The 16,772-nt window shown below is 62.2% G+C and carries 14 protein-coding genes and 1 tRNA gene; 6 read left to right on the top strand and 9 right to left on the bottom strand.

Translation table 11 applies throughout. From position 1 onward, the window contains the following. The first annotated feature begins 108 nt into the window (after nt 1-108). Both I6F24_RS23740 and I6F24_RS23735 read left to right on the top strand, forming a co-directional pair. Nucleotides 109-1,434, top strand: a complete 1,326-nt coding sequence (locus I6F24_RS23740; RefSeq protein ID WP_036025119.1) for an FAD-binding oxidoreductase — start codon at nt 109-111, stop codon at nt 1,432-1,434. Nucleotides 1,435-1,547: 113 nt separating this feature from the next. Next, nucleotides 1,548-2,024, top strand: coding sequence for an Lrp/AsnC family transcriptional regulator (locus tag I6F24_RS23735; RefSeq protein WP_027544593.1), 477 nt, complete (start codon nt 1,548-1,550; stop codon nt 2,022-2,024). 16 nt (nt 2,025-2,040) lie between these two features. On the opposite strand, the gene I6F24_RS23730 is transcribed toward I6F24_RS23735, so the two are convergent. Beyond that, nucleotides 2,041-3,417, bottom strand: coding sequence for an aspartate aminotransferase family protein (locus tag I6F24_RS23730; protein WP_036025159.1), 1,377 nt, complete (start codon nt 3,415-3,417; stop codon nt 2,041-2,043). Between the two features lie 343 nt (nt 3,418-3,760). On the opposite strand from I6F24_RS23730, the gene I6F24_RS23725 reads away from it, so the two are divergent. Then, nucleotides 3,761-4,450, top strand: coding sequence for a haloacid dehalogenase type II (locus I6F24_RS23725; protein WP_036025117.1), 690 nt, complete (start codon nt 3,761-3,763; stop codon nt 4,448-4,450). A 128-nt stretch (nt 4,451-4,578) separates the two neighbouring features. Here the strand turns inward: I6F24_RS23725 and I6F24_RS23720 are convergent, their stop codons facing one another. From I6F24_RS23720 to I6F24_RS23710, 3 genes are all read right to left on the bottom strand, one after another. Beyond that, nucleotides 4,579-6,036 carry an NAD-dependent succinate-semialdehyde dehydrogenase gene (locus I6F24_RS23720; RefSeq protein ID WP_225150322.1) on the bottom strand — a complete coding sequence of 486 codons (1,458 nt, stop codon included), beginning with the start codon at nt 6,034-6,036 and terminating at the stop codon, nt 4,579-4,581. A 206-nt stretch (nt 6,037-6,242) separates the two neighbouring features. Then, on the bottom strand, nt 6,243-6,599 hold the full coding sequence (locus I6F24_RS23715; RefSeq protein WP_109142887.1) for a cupin domain-containing protein: 357 nt from the start codon (nt 6,597-6,599) through the stop codon (nt 6,243-6,245). 13 nt (nt 6,600-6,612) lie between these two features. Further along, nucleotides 6,613-7,536 (bottom strand): glyoxylate/hydroxypyruvate reductase A, encoded by a 924-nt coding sequence (locus I6F24_RS23710; protein WP_225114742.1) that lies wholly within the window; start codon nt 7,534-7,536, stop codon nt 6,613-6,615. A gap of 321 nt (nt 7,537-7,857) precedes the next feature. On the opposite strand from I6F24_RS23710, the gene I6F24_RS23705 reads away from it, so the two are divergent. Continuing rightward, nucleotides 7,858-8,733 (top strand): GNAT family N-acetyltransferase, encoded by an 876-nt coding sequence (locus I6F24_RS23705; protein ID WP_036008192.1) that lies wholly within the window; start codon nt 7,858-7,860, stop codon nt 8,731-8,733. A 588-nt stretch (nt 8,734-9,321) separates the two neighbouring features. Here I6F24_RS23705 and I6F24_RS23700 read toward each other — a convergent pair. From I6F24_RS23700 to I6F24_RS23680, 5 genes are all read right to left on the bottom strand, one after another. Continuing rightward, nucleotides 9,322-9,397, bottom strand: a tRNA-Lys gene (locus I6F24_RS23700). Between the two features lie 165 nt (nt 9,398-9,562). After that, complete coding sequence (locus I6F24_RS23695; RefSeq protein WP_085972165.1) at nt 9,563-10,156, bottom strand: Spy/CpxP family protein refolding chaperone; 594 nt, start codon at nt 10,154-10,156, stop codon at nt 9,563-9,565. A gap of 198 nt (nt 10,157-10,354) precedes the next feature. Next, a complete protein-coding gene (locus tag I6F24_RS23690; RefSeq protein ID WP_036025066.1) occupies nt 10,355-11,359 on the bottom strand; it encodes a TRAP transporter substrate-binding protein in 1,005 nt (334 codons plus the stop codon). Nucleotides 11,360-11,477: 118 nt separating this feature from the next. After that, the gene (locus I6F24_RS23685; protein ID WP_036037552.1) at nt 11,478-13,040 is read right to left on the bottom strand and encodes a 2-isopropylmalate synthase; all 1,563 of its coding nucleotides are present in this window, start codon (nt 13,038-13,040) and stop codon (nt 11,478-11,480) included. Nucleotides 13,041-13,430: 390 nt separating this feature from the next. Further along, nucleotides 13,431-13,694, bottom strand: a complete 264-nt coding sequence (locus I6F24_RS23680; RefSeq protein ID WP_225114519.1) for a hypothetical protein — start codon at nt 13,692-13,694, stop codon at nt 13,431-13,433. Between the two features lie 181 nt (nt 13,695-13,875). Between I6F24_RS23680 and I6F24_RS23675 the strand changes: the two genes are divergently transcribed. Beyond that, nucleotides 13,876-15,108, top strand: coding sequence for an SMP-30/gluconolactonase/LRE family protein (locus I6F24_RS23675; protein ID WP_036006753.1), 1,233 nt, complete (start codon nt 13,876-13,878; stop codon nt 15,106-15,108). A 145-nt stretch (nt 15,109-15,253) separates the two neighbouring features. Beyond that, on the top strand, nt 15,254-16,564 hold the full coding sequence (locus tag I6F24_RS23670) for an ABC transporter substrate-binding protein (protein WP_057026370.1): 1,311 nt from the start codon (nt 15,254-15,256) through the stop codon (nt 16,562-16,564). The last annotated feature ends 208 nt before the right edge of the window (nt 16,565-16,772 follow it).

The following is a 16,772-nucleotide window of genomic DNA, read 5'->3' as shown; positions in this document are numbered from 1 at the left end:
GTGTCAAAGGCAGCAAACCGCAGGATATTCGGTCTCACGGCGAAAGTCCGTGAGGGCTGCGGCAATTCCTCGGTTACGCTACGGCAACCACCGGAGATCCCCAATCCGATGAGCGCGCCGCTCCTGCATATCGAATCCAATCCATCCCTACCTCGTGAGGCAGACGTCGTTGTGATCGGCGGCGGCGTCGTGGGCGTGTTCACAAGCTACTATCTCGCCCGCCGCGGCCTCAAGGTTGCTTTGCTTGAAAAGGGCCGCGTCGCCGCCGAGCAGTCCAGCCGCAACTGGGGATGGTGCCGCCAACAGAACCGCGATGCGCGCGAGTTACCGCTTGCGACCAAGAGCCTGGATCTCTGGGAAAGGGTTGCCGGAGAGACCGGTGAAGATACGGGTTTTCGCCGCTGTGGGCTTTTGTATCTGTCGAACGACGACAATGAGCTGGCCGGCTGGGCAAAGTGGCGAGACTTTGCCAGGACCGTCGGGGTCACGACGCACATGCTGAGTGCGGAAGAAGCGAGCGAGAGAGGCAGGGCGACCGGTCGCAAGTGGAAGGGCGGCGTCTTCTCGCCGACAGACGGCACGGCAGATACTTCAAAGGCCGTGCCCGTCGCCGCGCGCGGCATCATGGCGGCGGGTGGCAGCGTGCACCAGCTTTGCGCGGCTCGTGGCATAGAGCTCACTGCCGGCCGCGTCAGCGGAGTGGTGACGGAAGCGGGCACGATCCGGACGAAGACGGCGGTCATGGCAGGAGGTGCATGGGCGTCCTCGTTCTGCAACCAGCTGGGAATTCGCTTCCCGCAGGCATCCGTTCGCCAGTCTATTCTCGCCGTGGCCCCTGGCGCCGCCGGCCTTCCTGATGCCCTTTACACCGGGCTCGTCTCGCTCACGCGGCGCGGCAATGGCGGATACACGCTCGCAATCAGCGGGCGCGCGCGAGTCGATCCGACGCCGCAGCAATTCAGGTTCGGCCGCGAATTCCTGCCCATGTTCGCCCGCCGCTGGCGAAGTCTCAGCCCTGGGGCTTTCGAGGGCCTGCGGCACGGCCATGAATCCCTGGCGAAATGGGGGCTCGATGAGGTGACCCCGATGGAGCTGAACCGGACGCTCGATCCTCGCCCTGACATGAGGCAGATTCGGGCGACACATCGACGAGCTTGCAAGCTCGTGCCGGAACTTGAGCGCGTCGAAATCTCAAACGTCTGGGCCGGCTACATCGACAGCACGCCGGACGGCATTCCAGCAATCGGTGAAGTTGAGTCCATTCCAGGGTTCGTCCTTGCGGCGGGATTCAGCGGCCACGGTTTTGGAATTGGCCCAGGCGCGGGTCATATGATCGCCGACATCATCACGGGTGATCCGCCGATCGTCGACCCGCGCCCCTACAGGCCGGCGCGGCTGAAAAAGAGCGCCTGGGGCAAGGTCAGCGAGTTCTGAATTGCAGCTTCCGCCTCGGTGGGAAAAGACGCTGGTTGATGCTATGACAATGCATATGACGCTGAAGTCTCAAAGCCCTCACGCCGTTGTCGGCCCCATCTGATGGCACTGCTATGAAGCTCGATAAGATCGACATCAGGATTTTATGCGAACTGCAGAAGAACGGGCGGATCTCCAACGTCGAGCTCGCAGAGCTGATCAACCTTTCCCCGAGTCCGTGCCTGATGCGCGTCAAGAGGCTCCAGACGGAGGGCTTCATCACTGGCTACTCCGCCCAGATCGATGTTGCCAAGCTCGGACAAACTCTAACCGTCTTCGCTGAAATCACCCTGAAGAATCACCGGCAGATCGATTTCGCGCGCTTTCTCACGACCATTGAAAAGATCGATTCCGTCGTCGAATGCCACCTCGTTTCGGGTGGGTACGACTATCTCGTCAAGTTCATCACGGCGGGTATCAGCGAATACCAGGCCGTCATGGAACGGCTGGTCGAGATGGATATCGGCATCGACAAGTATTTCAGTTTTGTCGTGCTGAAGTCCCCGATCGTGAAATCCCATCTGCCGCTGGAAAGCATATTCAACGGTTGACAAACAGGCGCAGCGATTATCCTCTCATCGCTGCGCGCACGTCCCTATCTTCCAGCGTCTGGTCCAGCGTAGTCCTTGTCCGCTCGATGATGCCGTCGATGTCCGCATCCGTGCAGCAGAGCGGCGGCGCATAGCCGAGCACGCCCTGGGCAAAGGCGCGGATGACGAGACCGTTGTCCCATGCGCGGTCGAAAATACGGCGCGCTGGATCGGCTTCCGCCGGCAGCGGCGTCTTGCGCTCCTTGTCAGTGACGAGCTCAATCGCAGCCAGCATGCCGCGACCGCGGACATCGCCGACGAGCGGATGATCCGCCAGCGCGCGAAGGCCTTCCATGAGACGGCATCCCGCCTTCCGGCCGTTTTCCAGCAAGCCGTTTTCGTAAAGATCAAGGCACGCAAGCCCGACAGCTGCGCTGACGGGATGTGCCGAATAGGTGTAGCCGTGGCCGATGGCAGCCTTGCCGGCGCCATCAGCGATCGTGTTGTAGACGCGGTCGGACATCAGAACGGCCCCCATCGGCACATAGCCCGAGGTAAGCCCTTTTGCCGTTGTCATGAGATCCGGCACGACGTCGTCCTCTTCACAGGCGAACAACGGACCGACACGGCCAAAGCCGGTGATGACCTCATCGGCAACGAACAGAATGTCGTGCTCCTTGCAAACAGCGTGCATCGCTTTCATCCAGGACGGCGGCGGAACGAGGACGCCTCCGGACCCCTGTATCGGCTCGACATAGAAGGCCGCGACGCGTTCGGCGCCGAGCTCGGCGATCTTGGCGCGCAGAGCCGCGACCGACGCCGCAATGATCGCCTGGGGATGCGAACCGACGGGGTTCCGATAGGCGTAGTGCGAGGGAATTTTGTGCTGCCAGCTGTATGGCACTCCAAATCCCGCATGAAAAGCCGGCAGCGCCGTCAGGCCAGATCCTGCCGTCGACGATCCATGGTAACCAGATTCGACGGAAATGAACTGGTCCTTCTGCGGCCTACCCTTGGCATGATAATAGTAGCGGATGAACCGGATCGTGCTGTCGACGGCGTCGGAGCCGCCCAAGGTGAAATAGACATGGTTCAGATCGCCAGGCGCCAATTCAGCGAGTCTGGCGGCCAGCCGGATGGCCGGGTCGGAGCCCAATCCGAAATAACCCGTCGCATAGGGCAGCTCGCGGAGCTGCCTCAAAGCCGCTTCGACGATGCTGTCCTGCCCATAGCCGGCATTGACACACCACAGGCCGGCGAAGCCGTCCAGCAATTGACGGCCCGAGACATCGGTCAGCGTCGCGCCTTTCCCTGACTTCAGCACGCGGACGCCAGTCGCCTCGTGGCTGCGATAGGATGAGACCGGATGAATCAGATGCGCGCGATCGAGCTCAACCAGCGAGTTGCTCAACATGTTGTCCTCCAGATCAACCGCACGCTTGTGCGGCACTCCCAATGTCTTCGGAGCTCAACGTAAGACGCCCGGAACAGCAGTTGCTCCCAGGCATGACATGGACGCAAGGCGTTTTGACTTTGATTGACGATCGACGCGGCATCTTGTGCCGGCATCGGCCTGTGCCTGGCATTGGCGCTCAACTCGGAGGCGCCTTTTCACACAACTCTCTGCCACGGCGCCGATCCGATACGACACAATCTGCTCTCCGTCGCCGCGACAGCGGTGCTTTATCCGGTCCTCTGCTCGCTATGATCCCTGTCGTACCGGACCGCGGTGCGTGAGGACCGAAAAGGATCGAGCGATGGCAACGTTTAGACCGAAATACATCACCTTCGACTGTTACGGCACGCTGACCAATTTCGACATGGCCGGCGCGGCAAGGAGGGTCTACGGCTCTCAACTTTCTGCCACGACGATGGCAAGCTTCATCAAGGATTTCGCTGCCTATCGCCTGGACGAAGTTCTTGGCGCGTGGAAGCCGTACTTCGAGGTCGTGCACAATTCAGTAGAGCGCGCTTGCAAGCGCAACGGTATCGTATTTCGGCCGGAGGATGCCCAGCGCATCAATGAAGAGATCCACACGTGGGGTCCACATCCGGACGTCCCGGCGGGTCTGGCCAAGGTTGCCAGGGAGATTCCGCTGGTCATCTTGTCGAACTCCATGAAGAACCTCATCATGTCCAACGTGGACAAGCTCGGCGCTCCCTTCCACACGGTCATCACGGCCGAGGAGACTGGCGCCTACAAGCCGCACATGAAAGGCTTCGAATACATGTTCGACAAGCTGGGCTGCGGCCCGGAAGATATCACTCACGTCTCCTCCTCGTTCCGCTACGATCTGATGACCGCCTACGATCTGGGCATCAAGAGCAAGGTCTGGGTGAACCGCGGTCACGAGCCCGCGAACCCCTTCTATGAATACACCGAGGTGGCTGACATCGGAGGGCTTGCCGCAGCAGTCGGCCTGGAGCCCCTGCGCAAGAGCGCGTGAGCGCAGTTCCCTCAGGTTCTCTCGTTGCGCTTCAGTTCTTCAAAAGCTTCAATCGAGATCGGTGCGCCGTGAAGCAAAAAAGGGGGCGGTTCGACCGCCCCCCTTTCTTGCTTCAGATATTGGGCCGCTCAGTCCAGACCGCCGACGTGGAGCGCCTTGGTCTCGAGATATTCTTCTATCCCGAGTTGAGATCCCTCGCGTCCTAGGCCCGACTGTTTGACACCGCCGAAAGGCGCCACCTCGGTCGAGATCAGGCCGGTGTTCAAGCCGACCATGCCGAACTCGAGCGCCTCGGCAACACGCCAGGAGCGCTTGAGGTTTTCCGTGTAGAAATAGGCGGCAAGGCCAAAAGGCGTGCCGTTGGCGATCGCAATCGCCTCGTCCTCGGTCTCAAAGCGGAAAAGCGGTGCGACCGGCCCGAAGGTCTCTTCCGAAGCCAGGAGCATCTCAGTTGTTGCGCCGCCGAGCACGAGAGGGCGGGCATATTGCCGACCTTCCGGCACCGCCTCACTCTCCGAGATGATCTTTGCGCCCTTATCCAGGGCGTCCGTGACGTGCCGCTTGATCTTCTCGATCGCCGCGCTGTTGATCATCGGCCCGATTGCGACCCCCTCTTCCGTCCCGGCACCGACCTTCATTTTTTCAACCCGGCTGGCGAGCTTCTGGGCGAAGGCGTCGTAGATGCCAGCTTGCACCAGGATGCGATTGCAGCAGACGCACGTTTGCCCGCCATTGCGGAATTTTGACGCAATCGCCCCCTCGACCGCCCGGTCGACGTCGGCATCGTCAAAGACGATGAACGGCGCGTTGCCGCCGAGCTCGAGGCTGAGCCGCTTGATGTTGTCGGCGGCGCCCCTCATCAGCAAAGCGCCGACGCGTGTCGATCCGGTGAACGAGATCTTGCGGACGGTTTCATTGGCCATCAGCTCCGCGCCGATGTCCGCCGGCATGCCCGTCACGATGTTGATCACGCCCGCCGGGATTCCGGCCCGCTCAGCCAGGACAGCGATGGCGAGAGCTGAAAAAGGCGTAAACTCAGACGGCTTGATGACCACTGTGCAGCCCGCAGCAAGCGCTGGTGCCACTTTGCGGGTTATCATCGCGTTGGGGAAATTCCAGGGCGTGATGATCCCGCAGACGCCGACCGGTTCTTTCAGCACCAGAATGCGGCGATCGACGCTGGGCGCCGGGATTGTCGATCCGTTGATGCGGCGGGCCTCTTCGGCAAACCATTTGACGAAGGATGCCCCATAACGGATCTCTCCGAGAGATTCAGCAAGCGGCTTGCCCTGTTCCAGCGTGAGCAGAAGAGCCAAATCCTGCTCATGGTGCCGCATGAGCTCATACCAGCGCTCCAGCAGCGCAGCACGCTCTGCATGAGCCCGGGTCTTCCAGTGCTTGAACGCGGCGGCCGCCGCGTCAATTGCTGCCCTGGTCTCGTCTCGGCCCATATCCGGGATGGTGCCAAGCACTTTCTGGCTGGCAGGATCAATGACATCAACGGTGGCTCTCGTGCTCGCGTCCCGCCAGTTGCTGCCGATCAGCGCATGCTGGCGAAACAGATCCTTGTCCTTCAATGCAATCATGGGCTTGTTCCTTGGTTTCGGGCCCGACCTCACCATCACTGCCTGGATTTGCGCGTGGCGAGACGAAGCCATCTCATGCGAGCAGTACAGAACCGCACGCCGCATTTTTCATTGAGAATGAAATGTCTGGCCGCGTTGAATCTGGTCAGGCGCGGCCCCGGAGGTCGAATATTCTGAGCGCCACTAGTGCAGCCCTCAGCATCGTCTCAATCATAATGACAGACGTAGATCTTTCGCACGGTCTCGATCGTGCGCCAGACGCCAACGAAGCCGGGTTTCATCACAAAGCTGTCGCCGGCGCGGTACCTCCTGGTCTCACCACCCTTTTCCTCGATCTCGATGAGACCCGAGAGAATGTGACAGAACTCGAACGTGGAGCCCTTGATGGAATGAGTCTCGCCGGGTGTCGCTTCCCAGACACCGGTCAGCACCTTCTCGCCTTTCGAGGCGTCCTGTGCCCAGGTCTTGAACGATGGATTGCCGGAGATGAGCCGTTCCGGAGCAGGCAAGGCGTTCTTCGGTGCAAAGTCCGGATTGGTGTCAATGGTGACCAGAAGAGACATGGCTTTTTTCCTGTTAGTAGCCGAGTGTTCGATCGACAAGGCCGATCGGATTTCGTCCAGCGCGGTGGCGCCGGATGTTCTCTATGACCGATTGTGCCGCCGTATGCGGTTGGGTCACGGATGCGATATGCGGCGTGATGATCACCTTCGGATGGGACCAGAGTAGATGGCCGTCCGGCAGCGGCTCGGGATCGGTGACGTCAAGCATGGCGGCTGCAAGGTGCCCGCTGTCGAGCGCCTCGATGAGTGCGCCCTGGTCGAGCTGCGGGCCGCGGCCGACATGGAGCAGCCTCGCTCCCGCTGGCAAAAGCGAGAAGAGCCTTGCGTTCAGGATGCCGCTTGTTTGCTCCGTCAGGGGAAGAAGACAGACGAGGATATTCGTTCCTCGCAGGAAGTCACCAAGCTGGTCGTCCCCATGAAAGCAGGCGACTCCCTCGACAGTTTTTTCGCTGCGGCTCCACGCGGCGATGGGAAACTGGAAAGGCTTCAGGCGGTCGATTGCAGCTTGCGCCAGCATGCCAAGCCCCAGGAAGCCAATACGGCGATCGGTCGCCTGGGACGTTGGAAGCGCTTGCCAAACGCCCCTTCTCTGCTGCCCTTGGTAGGCCAGCATCTCGCGATGCAGCGTCAGCACACCAAGGACGACGTATTCCTGCATCATGCGTATGATGCCATCCTCGACCATGCGCACGAGCTTCACGTGGCCAGGTATGGTCTCCGGATTGAACTGATCGACGCCGGCGCCGATGGAAAAGAGCAGCTCCAGATTACAGAAGCGCCAGACATCGTCTGGCACGTTCCAGGTCAGCAGGTACCGTATCTTTTCCGGATCGATAGCTTCACTGCAATGGTAAAATTCCAGGTCAGGGAGCTCGCACGCAAAAGCCTCCCGGAAGACTGCGCCCCTGGCAGCATCAGAATTGAAAAGAAATGCCATCGATGCACGTCTCCGCCTCGCTCGGTATGTCGACGACGTCGGGAAAAGCGACTAGCCTTGCAAGACATTCGTGGGGATTCACGGCGATCCGGTCTGCCTCCACGATTTTTGCCGAACACCGAGAGGATAGCTGCGAGCGGGAGCTTTCCCTGCCGAATTACGTTGCAAGACAGGCCGAAGATTTCGAAAAGAGGGCCCAAACAGGGGAAACCTGCTGGCTTTCCGTGCGATAGTGGGCGAAATAAGCCCGCTACCCTGGCAGAAAAGAAAAGGCGCGATGTGCGAAAGATTGGCATCCCGCGAAGGAACGGACGAGTCGAGATGGGACGAACGGTACGTGTGAAGTCCTTTGAGCTGGCCGCGAAGGACATCAACGACGTTGATGTGACGCTGCTCCACGCACTCTCGACCGGGGTTGGCTGGCCGCATCGACCCAAGGATTGGGATTTTTTGCGCCGCGCAGGTCACGGCATCGTAGCCGTTGATGGCATAGGACGCGTCTTCGGCAGCGCGATGTGGTTCCCATATGGCCGCGAGTTCGCGACCATTGGCCTGGTGATCACATCGCCCCGAACCCAGGCGCAGGGTACCGGCCGTTGGCTCATGGAGCAGGTGTTCGAGCGGTGTGGCGACCGGACTCTAAGCCTCAATTCGACCGATGCCGCGTATCATCTGTATCTTTCCCTGGGCTTCACGAAGGAAGCCACCGTCTATCAGTGGCAGGGAGAGGCCGTGTCACCACCTCCGCCAGTGCCGGCGCTCGACGGCGAATTGAGCCCGCTCACCGGGAATATCCAAGAGATCACAGCACTGGATGAACGCGCGTTCGGGACCAGTCGTCAGAGGCTGCTTGCATTGCTTTCTGAAGGTGCGTCAATCTGCGTCCTGCGTCGTGGCGGTGAGACCGTCGGTTATTCCATGAAGCGCGAATTCGGGCGCGGTCATGTGATCGGCCCTATCGTCGCCAGCAATGATTGTGACGCGATCCATCTTACGGCCGTGCATCTCAAGGATCTCGCCGGAAAGTTCGCCCGCGTTGATACGCGGGAGCAGACGGGTCTGTTTGCGGATTTTCTTCAACAGAGCCGCCTCGGAATGAACGATACAGTCACTACCATGTCCAAGGGACGGCGATTCCTGAACCGAAAGGGAAACGAGCCGTGGGTTTACGGGCTGGCCGGTCACGCATTGAGCTGAGGCTGTGAAGCGAATTGCTAACAGTCCAGCTCGTGCTTCACGGGAGGGACAGAGCGAGAGGGAGAACACGTCCCGCCCAAAATAGCGGATCTATCCAGATGCTCCTCGAAGCGTGGCGCTCGCCTTCCCGGACGACTGGTCGAGGCAGGCCGCGGCCCCGCTCCTAGTTATGCGCCAAAGCGGTGCTGCTAGGTCGATCCGTCCTCTACGGATTTGCCGCAAGGGGCTGTGGCATCCAAGACCCTGGCTATCCTTTTCGAAGAGATCGACAGAACGCTGGCGCTCATCGGCTGTCCCGCAGCTTCTCGATCGAACGAGTTATTCATCGCACCGTCTGCGCTCTTGCCGATTACGCAGAGCCGCTCGAGCACGTCCGTGTTCCTCGCCAGAGTGTCCTAATCTACGACGCTCATGTAATCCGCCTGTACTGCGCGACCCTCGCGCTGTATCTCATGCTGCGAATGTGCAGTGAGGGACAGAGCCAAACGGGTGTGTGACTTAGTCTCGCCCACAGAGAGGGTCGATCAAGCCAAGCTTCCAACCGAAACGTCCGTTCTGCGCGAGGTCTGGCCAAGTCTTTGAAAAGCTTGGTGGGCGCACCAGGGCTCGAACCTGGGACCCGCTGATTAAGAGTCAGCTGCTCTACCAACTGAGCTATGCGCCCGAAAGGCGGTCAAGGCCTTGCGAGGCCGGTCGTTTAGCAAAGCGTTCCGGGTCTGGCAAGCGATCGGACGCAAGTTTTCCAAGGTCTCGTCCGCAGCCCCGAAAATGCGAAAAGCCGCTGGATTCCAGCGGCTTCGCCAGGTTTACGGCCTGAGAACCGGTCCGTTCAGAGCCGGCCCTCCCGGTCCCGGTCGGGACCGCGGTCACGGTCGAAGCGGTCGTGGTGGAAGTGGTCCATGCCCCGTTCCATCATGCGGTCCATGCGCTCCTTGAAGTGGTGGCGCGGGCCGTCCTCGCCGCCGCCGAACGGGCCGCGGTGCCGGGTCAGCACGGCGAGACGCCGTTTCTGGCCCTCATCGAGGGTCTTGTAGAGCGGATCGGCGGCATCGGCGATCTTCTTCAGGGCGGCGGAGCTGGCGCCCATGTCCTCGGCGCGCTGGCGCAGGCGGGCGATCGGATCCTCGGCCCTGTCGGCATCGCCCGGCCCGGCATTCATCCGCGCATTGGCGCGGTCGATGCGCAGCTTGGCGAACTCCCGCACCGCCGCCTCGACCGGCGGCCACAGCTTCTCCTGGTCTGCGTTCAGCTTCAGCCCGGCATGGACGGCGGCGATCCGCGCATCGACGAAGGCGGCCCGGTCCTCGGGGTTCATGCGCATGTGGCGGACGTGCTCCATCCACGGGCGATGATATTGGGCGTAGACCGCGCCCGAGCCGGCGATGCTGAGCACGGCGATGGCTGCGATGGTGAATTTCTTCATCCTGACCTCCTCTGGAAGGATACCCGTGAGGATGAGCGCGAGGGGGCTGACGCGCAACTTACAACTTGGACAGGAAGCGCGCTCTTACAGAGATGTAATCGCCGTGAATGTCCGTTCAGATGCGAACAAAAATAATCCGCAACAAAAAGGGCTTCCGTGCGCTGCGCGGAAGCCCTTCGTTGGGGTCGCCCGTCGAGGTCAGTTCGTCGGGCTCTTGGCTTCCTTCAGGAACTCGTCGATCAGCCCCTGGCCGATGCGGCCCGCGGCCTCCTTGTAAACCGGCTCCATCGCCTTGCGCATCGCCTCGTCCTGATCGGCCGTCAGCTTGATGATCTCGCTCTTGCCGCTCTTCTTGATCTCGGCCAGCGCGTCATCGTTCTCCTTCTGCGACTGCGCGTTGCTGAACTCGGTCGCCTCTTTCATCGCCTTTGACAATGGGTCACGGATGTCGGCCGGCAGATCGTCCCAGAATTTCTTGTTCACGATCACCACGTAGCCGATGTAGCCGTGATTGGTTTCAGTGATGTACTTCTGAACCTCGTGCATCTTCTGGGTGTAGATGTTCGACCAGGTGTTCTCCTGGCCGTCGACCACGCCGGTCTGGAGTGCCTGGTAGACTTCCGAGAACGCCATCACCTGCGGCAGCGAGCCGAGCGACTTGAACTGGGCCTGGATCACGCGCGAGGATTGGATGCGGAATTTCACGCCCTGATAGTCGGCCGGCGTGATCAGCTTCTTGTTCGCGCTCATCTGCTTGAAGCCGTTGTCCCAATAGGCAAGGCCGGTGATGCCCTTGGCATCCAGCAGCTTCAGCAGCTTGGTGCCGAGCGGCCCTTCCGTCACCTTCCGCAGCGTCTTGATGTCGGGCAGGATGTAAGGCAGGTCGAACACCTCGAACTCGCGGATGCCGAGCGGCCCAAACTTGGAGTTGGACGGCGCCAGCATCTGCACGCTGCCGAGCTGGAGCGCCTCGAGCTCTTCCTTGTCCTTGTAGAGCGTCGAGTTCGGATAGACTTCGACCTTGACCTTGCCGCCGGTATACTTCTCGGCGAGCTCCTTGAACTTCTCCGCGCCCTTGCCTTTCGGCGTGTCGGTGGCGACAACGTGGCTGAATTTGATGATGATCGGTGATTGGGCCGATGCCGGCCCGCTCAAGCCAAGTGCCAGAACCGCGATGGAGGCGGCGATCGCCGAGGTGCGCATGGTCTCTCCCTGTCGTTTGTTTGAGCCGCCCGGCGGCGCCGGGTGGCCAATCTTATGCCGGCTGCATCAATAGCGGCTCGCTTACACAGCCGCTATTGTCCCTTAGCAGGGCAGCCATTCAGCTCGCCGCCGCCGTCGTCACATTGTCGCGCTGGCGCTTCATGACGATCTTGTTGAGCGCGCCGAGATAGGCCTTGGCCGAAGCCACCAGGGTATCCGGATCCGCCGCACGTGCGGTCATCGAGCGGCCGTCCTGCGCCAGCCGCACCGACACTTCCGCCTGCGCGTCGGTGCCCTCGGTGACTGCGTGCACCTGGTACAGCTCGAGCTTGGCCTCGTGCGGCACCAGGCGCTTGATGCAGTTGAAGACGGCGTCGACCGGGCCATTGCCCTCGGCTTCCTCGATCTTGATCTGACCGTCGACGTCGAGCTTCATGGTCGCGCGCTGCGGACCGTGGGTGCCGGCGATCACCGTCAGCGAGGTCAGCTTGATGCGGTCGTGGGAGGCCGCCATCTCCTCGTCGACCAGCGCCTCGATGTCCTCGTCGTAGATGTCCTTCTTGCGGTCGGCCAGCGCCTTCATCCGCGTGAACGCATCTTCCAACTGGTTCGGACCGAGCTTGTAGCCCATCTCCTCCAGCTTGTGCACGAAGGCGTGGCGACCGGAATGCTTGCCCAGCACCAGCGACGACTGCTTCAGGCCCACCATCTCGGGGCGCATGATCTCGTAAGTCGAAGCGTCCTTCAGCACGCCGTCCTGGTGAATGCCGCTCTCATGCGCGAAGGCATTCCGGCCGACGATCGCCTTGTTGTATTGCACCGGGAACGAGGTCGCCGCCGAGACCAGCTTCGAGGCGCGGGTCAGCTGCGTCGTGTCGATCTTGTTCCAGTAGGGGAATTTGTCGTTGCGTACGTTGATCGCCATCACGATCTCTTCGAGAGCGGCGTTGCCGGCGCGCTCGCCGATGCCGTTGATGGTGCACTCGACCTGGCGCGCGCCGCCGGTGATGCCGGCCAGCGAGTTGGCGACCGCCATGCCGAGATCGTTATGGCAGTGCACGGAGAACACCGCCTTGTCCGAGTTCGGCACGCGCTCGATCAGCGTCCTCATGAAGTGGGTATATTCCTCCGGCACCGTATAACCGACGGTGTCGGGGATGTTCACCGTGGTGGCGCCGGCCTTGATCACGGCCTCGACGATGCGGCACAAAAAGTCCATCTCGCTGCGGGTGCCATCCTCGGCCGACCATTCGACGTCGTCGATCTGGTTGCGGGCGCGCGCGACCATCGCGACCGAGGTCTCGATCACCTGCTCCGGGGTCTTGTTCAGCTTCACCCGCATGTGCAGCGGCGAGGTCGCGATCACGGTGTGGACGCGGCCGCGCTTGGCGAACTTCACGGCTTCGGCACAGCGGTCGATGTCGGCGGGATGGGCGCGCGACAGGCCGGCGATGACGGCGTTCTTGGAGCGGCGGGCGATCTCGCTGACCGCCTGGAAGTCGCCTTCGGAGGTGATCGGAAAGCCCGCCTCGATGACGTCGACGCCCATATCATCCAGCAGTTCGGCGACCTCGAGCTTCTCCTCGAAGGTCATGGTGGCGCCGGGGCACTGCTCGCCGTCGCGCAGCGTGGTGTCGAAAATGATGACGCGGTCCTTCTCGGACTTGTTCACGGTGGCCATTCCTAGATATCCTTTTGAGCGTTTGCGCCGTTCAGAGCCGTTTCAGTCCCTTGGCGCTTGAGGTGTCCGTTGATCTCGACGAACCCCTGAGCGCCCAGGCGCATGGCGCCCAGCCGGCCCTCAGGGGCAAGTAAGAAGAAGGCCGCCAATAAGGAGGGTGGGCAGCAGTGCAGCCGGGATCGCGGCGGCGGCCAGAGCCACCTCCCCCGAAATCCCCTCGATTTGGCCGCGAATCAGCATTGCCGGACCCTGTAGAGCCTCAAATCCTCGGTCAAAACCATTGACGGTTGGTTTCCGGGAGAGGCCCGATGTGGCCGTTTCTAGACGAGAAATGGCCGCAACTGCAACGCCAAAAAGAGGGTCAACATAGGTGACCTAAAAGGGGTAGGCCTACGCCGTGCCGGTGCGGCGAGCGCGCGCCCTGTTCTCCCAACGGTTCAGCATTTGGCCGAGCTCGCCGGTGGGCGCAGCGGTGACGCCCTTCGCGATCTCGTTGGTGTTCGCCGGCGTATTGGCCGAGAGCCAGTCCGGCTGCGTGTACTCGCGCCAGCGGCGCGCCTCCGCGCGTCTTTTTCGGGAGACGTAATCCCGCGTGAAATAGCCAGCCGCAAAGGCAAACGAGAGAAGGATGACCAGGATGACGACCTGCACAATGAGCTCCGGCTTTGTCCCCACGAGCGCCCTGCAATCCAAGCGCACCCGAAGGTGACGAAATTGCGGCCCACGATCACGCCGCGGTTTCAAGTCTGCCCCTCGCAACCGGACGCAGACCGGACTAACCTTCGCCTCGCTCGGCCGGATCAACCGGCCAGCCGAAGATGACCGGGAGGACACGATGACACGCCAGGAGGCTCCTGAGCAGGAGCAGCGTGCGCACGATGCTGCGCTTTCACGACGAACGCTGGTCGGGGGGCTGGCGCTCGGCGCCGCGGCCACGTTGGCGGGCCCCGCGCTGGCCCAGACCGGGCCTGCCGCACCGCCGACGACGATCACGACGCCGCCGCGCGATTTCGGCCCGGGCGGCGCGCCGACAACCTATTTCTGGGACCCCGACATCATCGCGGTCGATCCGTCCTTCAACGATCTCGCGCAGCCCAACACCGCGATCAAGCGTCTCTACACCGGGCTGCTCTGGGCCGAAGGCCCGGCGTGGAGTGCGCAGGGCCGCTATCTCTTGTGGAGCGACATTCCCAACAACCGGCAGATGCGCTGGACCGAGGACGACGGCCGCGTCAGCGTATTCCGCTCGCCCTCCAACAATTCCAACGGCAACTCGTTCGACTTCCAGGGCCGCCAGCTCTCCTGCGAACACCTGACGCGGCGGGTGACGCGCTACGAGCATGACGGCACCGCCACCGTGCTCGCCGAGTCCTACCAGGGCAAGAAGCTGAACTCGCCGAACGACATCGCCGCGCATCCCGACGGCAGCTATTGGTTCACCGATCCGCCGTATGGCGGCCAGCTCTACGAAGGCGAGCCCGACGTCGCGGGCGGCCCGAGCAATGCAGGCGGCAAGCTCAATCCGCGGATCGGGCAGCCGGCCGGCTTCGTGCCGGGCAAGCGCGAGCTGCCGACCAATTGCTATCGCATCGATCCCTCCGGCCGCATCGACCTCGTCGTCACCGAAGACCAGGTGCCCGACCCGAACGGGCTCTGCTTCTCGCCCGACTACAAGAAGCTCTACATCGCCTCGACCGGCAAGGGACCGGGCGACACCGGCCCCGGCGGCAAGGGCGAGATCTTCGTGTTCGACGTCGGCAGCGACAACAAGCTGTCGAACCTGAAGAAGTTCACCGATTGCGTGATCGACGGCGTGAAGTGCGGACCGGATGGCCTGCGTTGCGACGTCAACGGCAATCTCTGGGCCTCCAGCAATGCCGGACGCGCCGTCGGCTACAGCGGCGTCACGGTGTGGTCGCCGGAGGGCAAGCTGCTCGGCCGCATCCGTCTGCCGGAAGTGTGCGGCAACGTCTGCTTCGGCGGCCCCAAGCGCAACCGCCTGTTCATGGCCGCAAGCCAATCGCTCTACGCGGTGTATACGGCGACCCAAGGCGCCGGGCCGGGCTGAGCGGCACCACCCACGAACGAACGCGCCGGCGTGAAGCGCCGGCGCCGAAGAACCTCGACTTTGGCGATATTGACTTTCCGCCGCCCCGCTCCCCATACTTTGCGAACAACAACAAGATCGAACGACGGTTTTGAGGGAGGATAGGATGCCGACTTCACGCAGGCAGCTGCTGAAGACATCGGCGGCTGCCGCCGCCGCACTCAGCCTCGATTGGACACGCGCCCAGGCACAAGCCGAGACTATACGCATCGGCCTGATCTACGACCTCACCGGCCCCTTCGCCGCCGGCGGCTCGGTCGCCTCCTCGATCGGCGCGCAGATCGCCATCGATCTCGTCAACGAGAAAGGCGGTGTCGGCGGCAAATACAAGGTTGCTCCGGTCGCCGCGGATTCGCAGAGCAAGCCGGACGTTGCGATCAACGAGGCCGAACGCCTGATCAGCCAAGAGAAGATCGACATCCTCAACGGCGTCTATGCCAGCTCGCATGCGGTGCCGCTCGCGGCCAAGGTCGAGCAGCAAAAAAAGATCCTCTGGATCACGACCGCGGTCTCGACCGCCGTGTTCAAGGACAAGAACCTGCAACACGTATTTCGCGCGCAGATCCATTCGGATCAATACGGCCAGGCCTTTGCAAGCTTCCTCACCGAGCACGCCAAAGCCAAGCTCGGCATGGATCCGAAGGAGGTCAAGGTCGCGTTGATCCACGAGGACGGCCCTTATGGCGTCGGCGTTGCCTCCGCTGACGAAGCCTATGCCAAAGAGGCCGGCATTCCGGTGGTGCTGCGCGAAGGCTATTCGGCCTCGGCGCCCGACCTGTCGGTGCTGGTGACCAAGATCAAGCGGGCCAAGGCCGACGTGATCTCGCACGCGGGCTATAACCCTGACATCACCCTGTTCCTGCGCCAGGCCCGCGAGAGCGGCCTGCGCTTCAAGATGCTGTTCGGAGCCGGTGCCGGCTACAGCCAGCTCGACAAGTTGCGCGCCACGTTCGGCGCCGACATCGACAATTTCTGCAACATCGACCCGGTGCCGGCACAGCTGCTCGATCCCGCCAAGCTCGCGCCCGGCATGGGCGATCTGATCAAGACCATGGTCAGTCGCTACCAGGCCAAGACCGGCGCCACCGACGTGCCACCGCACTGCTCGATGGGCTTCAACCAGACCTGGGTGCTGCTCAACAACGTGCTGCCTGTCGCCAAGGAGAAGTACGGCAGCTTCGAGCCCGAGGCGATCCGGAAAGCGGCGCTCGACGTCGACATCCCCGCGGGCGGCACGATCCAGGGCTATGGCGTGAAATTCTTCCCGCCGGGCACGCCGCTCTCCGGCCAGAACGAACGTTCGACGCCGGTCGTGATGCAGAACGCCGGCGCGCACATCTCCGTCGTGTGGCCGACCAACATCCGCACGCAGGACCCGGTCTTCCCGCTGCCGAAGGGCTCGACCTACGGGGCGTGAGGGGGCGGCACGGGCAGTGTACACCCTCTCCCCTTGCGGGAGAGGGTGGCTCGCCGCGTTGCGGCGAGACGGGTGAGGGGTCTCCCTCCGCGTGTTCAACTCTCATTGGGATGCGCGGAAACAACCCCTCATCCGGCGCTTCGCGCCACCTTCTCCCGCAAGGGGAGAAGGGAAGCGTGCCTGCGGAGACACGTTGCTTTCACAACAC

It is taken from the genome of Bradyrhizobium sp. BRP23 (assembly GCF_020194135.1).
Taxonomy (GTDB): domain Bacteria; phylum Pseudomonadota; class Alphaproteobacteria; order Rhizobiales; family Xanthobacteraceae; genus Bradyrhizobium; species Bradyrhizobium yuanmingense.
The sequence above is the reverse complement of the archived record's forward strand: the minus strand, read 5'-3'. Positions and strand labels throughout refer to the sequence as shown.

What these genes read in the sequence shown, in the direction of transcription:
- I6F24_RS23695 (WP_085972165.1), bottom strand. Translation starts at nt 10,156, where the DNA reads ATGAAGAAATTCACCATCGCAGCCATCGCCGTGCTCAGCATCGCCGGC.
- I6F24_RS23685 (WP_036037552.1), bottom strand. Translation starts at nt 13,040, where the DNA reads ATGGCCACCGTGAACAAGTCCGAGAAGGACCGCGTCATCATTTTCGAC.
- I6F24_RS23720 (WP_225150322.1), bottom strand. Translation starts at nt 6,036, where the DNA reads ATGATTGCATTGAAGGACAAGGATCTGTTTCGCCAGCATGCGCTGATC.
- I6F24_RS23735 (WP_027544593.1), top strand. Translation starts at nt 1,548, where the DNA reads ATGAAGCTCGATAAGATCGACATCAGGATTTTATGCGAACTGCAGAAG.
- I6F24_RS23725 (WP_036025117.1), top strand. Translation starts at nt 3,761, where the DNA reads ATGGCAACGTTTAGACCGAAATACATCACCTTCGACTGTTACGGCACG.
- I6F24_RS23690 (WP_036025066.1), bottom strand. Translation starts at nt 11,359, where the DNA reads ATGCGCACCTCGGCGATCGCCGCCTCCATCGCGGTTCTGGCACTTGGC.
- I6F24_RS23675 (WP_036006753.1), top strand. Translation starts at nt 13,876, where the DNA reads ATGACACGCCAGGAGGCTCCTGAGCAGGAGCAGCGTGCGCACGATGCT.
- I6F24_RS23670 (WP_057026370.1), top strand. Translation starts at nt 15,254, where the DNA reads ATGCCGACTTCACGCAGGCAGCTGCTGAAGACATCGGCGGCTGCCGCC.
- I6F24_RS23710 (WP_225114742.1), bottom strand. Translation starts at nt 7,536, where the DNA reads ATGGCATTTCTTTTCAATTCTGATGCTGCCAGGGGCGCAGTCTTCCGG.
- I6F24_RS23715 (WP_109142887.1), bottom strand. Translation starts at nt 6,599, where the DNA reads ATGTCTCTTCTGGTCACCATTGACACCAATCCGGACTTTGCACCGAAG.
- I6F24_RS23705 (WP_036008192.1), top strand. Translation starts at nt 7,858, where the DNA reads ATGGGACGAACGGTACGTGTGAAGTCCTTTGAGCTGGCCGCGAAGGAC.
- I6F24_RS23730 (WP_036025159.1), bottom strand. Translation starts at nt 3,417, where the DNA reads ATGTTGAGCAACTCGCTGGTTGAGCTCGATCGCGCGCATCTGATTCAT.
- I6F24_RS23740 (WP_036025119.1), top strand. Translation starts at nt 109, where the DNA reads ATGAGCGCGCCGCTCCTGCATATCGAATCCAATCCATCCCTACCTCGT.